This window comes from Candidatus Thermoplasmatota archaeon (assembly GCA_018814355.1).
In the GTDB taxonomy this organism is placed as follows: domain Archaea; phylum Thermoplasmatota; class Thermoplasmata; order UBA10834; family UBA10834; genus COMBO-56-21.
The window spans coordinates 1-4,014 of sequence record JAHIZT010000042.1; the positions used below are offsets into that span (position 1 = coordinate 1).

Here is a 4,014-nt window from a genome sequence, read left to right on the forward strand (position 1 = left end):
TGACAGAGACGATCTTGCCGTCCAAGCGCTCGACCTTGGCATTCACTCCCTGAGCTGACTGATCGCGGTCAAAGGTCCTTCATCATTACGGCGGGGAAGCAGCTTTTCTGGTATTGGCGGCAGACAAGGCAATTGTCCAATACTGGCCCAATGCCATCATCCACGACGCTCCGTCTGAAACCTATCTTCTCGAAGAACTCCGGTGCTCGGGCCAAGGCCCACAGTCTGTTAGCCCCTCGCTTCTTTGCCTCTTTCGCTATCATGCTAACAAGCCCATCGCCCAGCCCCTTCCCTCTCATGCGCTCAGCGACGGCAAGCCAATCCACTAGGTATCTTCCCCCATCCCTATTGAGCGAGGCGCAGCCAACCAGATCGTCGAATAGATAGTAGCCGAACGCTGCGACAGTTCGTTGGAATGTCCCGTCTTCGAGGCCGGAAGCGAGCGCCAGCCGACGGATGGCCTCGTAGTCGTTCGTGGGCCTAAGTTCGAGCCCGTTCTGAGGCGATTCCGTCATGGCACTGGGTGAGGTTAGAGTGTGGACTTATGCCTTTCGCAAGTCGGCCGAGGGCCCGTCGAGTGATACGCTCAGTGAAATGGCGTCGTTCGCGCTCTTCGATTCGGCGCTCCGGGGAAGTACCTTGGGAAACGACACCTCGAAACATGCGCCCTGAGCGAAGTCACCAGGGACTCTGTCTTTGACTGTTATGATCCCGCTGTAGCGTTCGACGAGGAGCGCGACGATTGAAAGCCCCAGGCCGGTCCCAGCTATCCCATCAGGGCGCTTCGCGAACCTGGCAAAGATCTTGTCTTTGTTCGAGTCCGGGATCCCCCTCCCTCTATCCTCGACCCTGACCGTGCATGCGCTGTACCCCTCGATGAGTGTCACATCTATCTCTGCAGAGTCCCCTGATGAATACCTCACCGCGTTGTTCAGAAGATTCGAGAAGAGATCGAATATCAGTTCATCTGCCAGGATTGGGCTGACGGCCGTTGGGCAATCAAGGTTCACATGGACGTTCTTCTCCGGGAACTGACGCCTGACCGATGCGCAGCATTCGGTGAGTACATTTCTGAGGAAGTATCTCTCTCGCGGCAGGGATTCTGATGCTCTCACCGCGGAGAACTTCCTGACATTGTTGACGAGGTTCTTCATTGAGATGGCTACGGCCAGGGAATTGTCCAGATACTCGACGTCCTTCCTGTTGAGCGTATTTGCCTCTTTCATCGTTCCGAGGTAGTACGAGAGTGGTGAGACCATGTTCCCGATGTCGTGGACGATCAGGTCGAGATAGGCTTGGGAATCGGTCATCGCATTCACTGCCTCCTCGTAGGTCTTTGAATTCTCAATCGCGATTGCAGCGAGGTCTGAGAGGATTTGAATTCTGTCGATTGCCTCCTTGGACGGCACCTTCCTATGCAGAGGTTCGTCGATCTCAATCCAACCTATCCAGTTGCCGATCCTGTCAGTCATGACGAAATCGATGAAGTCCAGCTCGTGCCAGTCTGATGACGACTCCCTCTTCACATCCACAAGGTCCGAGTTCATTATGTAATCCGCGTCGTCACCATAGGCGATGACTTGGTCCTCAGCTCTGACGTAGTAGCAACCCCGGCCGATCTTGAACTCCGGTGAGAGATCGTTCTTCATGCGCTCAAGAGTGTACGCGTGTCTCTTGATCACAACCTCCTTATCCGGAGGATAGCCGTGCAAGGCCCTCGGACAGAACATTCCCGTCTTCTCGTCGATGACACCAAGACTTACGAGCTTGATGCCGAAGGCATCAGATATCGTGTCGACGACCTTCTGCAACAGCACATCGAGCGGTTCGACCCGGAGTATTAGCCGAAGGATGTCCAAGACATCCTCAACTGGCAGAGTCTTGCCGTTCGTCAATCGATCTTCCGAGGCCTCGCTAGTCTGGACTGCCTCGCGCATCCCCATCCCTCATCTTCTCATCCCGAAGGTTCGTATTCACAATGTATTATAAAAACATGTCGGACAGATGCCAGTCAATTTGTCATGTAGCAGCCCTAGGAGGAAATCTTATAAGTCGAATGCGTTATGCCCATTCGAGCATGTCGATTGATCTAATCCCAAAGCCAACTTTCGAGCCGACGGTCAAGGATCCATACGGTCGCGAGGTAAGGAGCCTGAGGCTCTCTGTGACTCAACAGTGTGACCTAGCGTGCTCTCATTGTCATAGAGAGGGCCAATCTGAGTCGATCGTCGAGATGACCCCGGATGAGATGGAGAAGCTCGTGAGGATTGCTGTATCCTTGGGGGTCAGAAAGATAAAGCTCACCGGGGGTGAACCCTTGCTTAGAGATGACATCTTGGAGATCGTCTCAAGAATGTCGCCGCTGGTCACCGAGGTCTCTCTGACCACGAACGGGTCCCGACTCTCACGCCTGGCTAATCCCCTCAAACTGGCTGGACTGCGAAGAGTGAATGTGAGCCTCCACACCCTCGATCCTGACTTGTACGCCAGCATCTGTGGGATGGATCTGTCCGGGCTGGTTGTCGATGGGATATCTGCAGCCGTTCGCGCAGGCCTGAATCCAGTCAAGGTCAACATGGTGGTGCTCAAGGACACAAATGAGAGCCACATCAGACCGATGATTGACTTCTGTGCCAGGTCAGGGGCCGTGCTTCAACTGATCGAATTCGAGGCGGATAGGGAGAGCTCGAACGGATGTCAGTTCGCGAAGCGCTACTACTCCCTGAAGTCGACTGAAGAGATGCTTGCCCGGCAATCTCTCGAAACTTCGATCAACGAACTGCACAGACGCAAGAGGTATCGGATTCCCGCCAATGGGGGAACGGTGGTAGTCGAGGTTGTGAGACCGATGCACAACACCGAGTTCTGCTCCAACTGCAGTCGAATAAGGATGTCGAGCGATGGTCGACTGAAGCCGTGCCTCCTAGATTCAGACGGAGAGGTGGATGTTCTGACTCCCATGAGGAATGGAATGTCGAACCATCAATTGCGCGGGCTCTTCTTGAAGGCGATAGAGAACAGGAAACCTTATTGGAGTTGATCTAGACATGGATGTCCAAGTGAAGGTCACGAGCAGGCAGGTCATTGTTGAGAGGGTATTGCGGTGGGTGTCCTCTGGATCAGCGGGCGGAACCGTTTCCTTCATCGGTACAGTGCGAAACAAATCAGACGGAATGAAGGTGACTCGAATGGAGCTCGAGGCGGCAACGGACCTAGCCGAGGCGGACCTGAAGAGGATCGCCAAAGAGTCAGCCAAGAGGTTCGACTTGGTCAAAGTAGCCGTCCATCACAGGATAGGTAGGCTGAAGGTCGGGGATGTCATAGTCGTGATAGCCGTCAGCGCGCCCCACAGGGTGGACGCTTTCAATGCCTGCAGGTTCGTCATAGATGAGCTGAAGAAGACGACCCCAATATGGAAGAAAGAGTTCAGCGGCTCAAGGCGCAGATGGGTAGAGGGAGGAGTCTGAGAGCATGGCTAGGATGGTGGACATCGGTGACAAGGATGTGGTCAAGAGGACCGCGGCAGCTGAAGGGCATATCGTGTTGAAGACATCGACCCTGGAAGCTATCAGGGCAATGAGGATCAACAAAGGGGACGTCTTGTCCCTGTCCAAGCTGGCAGGCATACAGGCGGCGAAGGCAACCGCAGTGATACTCCCTCTCTGTCATCAGATACCTCTGACATCAGTGGAGGTTGACATGGACTTGGAGGATGAGGGACTCGTCTGCAGGTGTACAGTGTCAGCGTTCTACAGAACGGGCGTCGAGATGGAGGCACTAGTGGGTGCGACCGTCGCGCTCTTGAACGTTTGGGACATGGTGAAGTATCTCGAGAAGAACAAGGATGGACAGTACCCTGCGACCAGGATCTCCGATGTTAAGGTAATCAGAAAGGCGAAAGGAGGTGGAAAGCGTGGGCGCAGATGATCACAGGAGCAAGGCACCGAAGAGCGTGAAGGTGGCAATCATCACGGTGAGCGATACGAGGTCGGAGAAGGATGATCTCTCAGGGAA

At 54.5% G+C, this 4,014-nt stretch carries 5 protein-coding genes; 3 read left to right on the forward strand and 2 right to left on the reverse strand.

Features of this window, described 5'->3' with window-relative positions; genetic code table 11:
* Positions 1 to 68: 68 nt before the first annotated feature.
* A complete protein-coding gene (locus KJ653_02675) occupies positions 69 to 515 on the reverse strand; it encodes a GNAT family N-acetyltransferase (protein ID MBU0684741.1) in 447 nt (148 codons plus the stop codon).
* Between the two features lie 27 nt (positions 516 to 542).
* The gene (locus KJ653_02680; GenBank protein ID MBU0684742.1) at positions 543 to 1,937 is read right to left on the reverse strand and encodes a HAMP domain-containing histidine kinase; all 1,395 of its coding nucleotides are present in this window, start codon (positions 1,935 to 1,937) and stop codon (positions 543 to 545) included.
* 140 nt (positions 1,938 to 2,077) lie between these two features.
* Between KJ653_02680 and moaA the strand changes: the two genes are divergently transcribed.
* The 3 genes from moaA to moaC are packed head-to-tail and all read left to right on the forward strand — an operon-like array spanning position 2,078 to position 3,927.
* On the forward strand, positions 2,078 to 3,040 hold the full coding sequence (gene moaA / locus KJ653_02685) for a GTP 3',8-cyclase MoaA (protein ID MBU0684743.1): 963 nt from the start codon (positions 2,078 to 2,080) through the stop codon (positions 3,038 to 3,040).
* Between the two features lie 7 nt (positions 3,041 to 3,047).
* Positions 3,048 to 3,467, forward strand: a complete 420-nt coding sequence (locus KJ653_02690) for a molybdenum cofactor biosynthesis protein MoaE (GenBank protein ID MBU0684744.1) — start codon at positions 3,048 to 3,050, stop codon at positions 3,465 to 3,467.
* A gap of 13 nt (positions 3,468 to 3,480) precedes the next feature.
* On the forward strand, positions 3,481 to 3,927 hold the full coding sequence (moaC, locus tag KJ653_02695) for a cyclic pyranopterin monophosphate synthase MoaC (protein ID MBU0684745.1): 447 nt from the start codon (positions 3,481 to 3,483) through the stop codon (positions 3,925 to 3,927).
* Positions 3,928 to 4,014 lie beyond the last annotated feature (87 nt).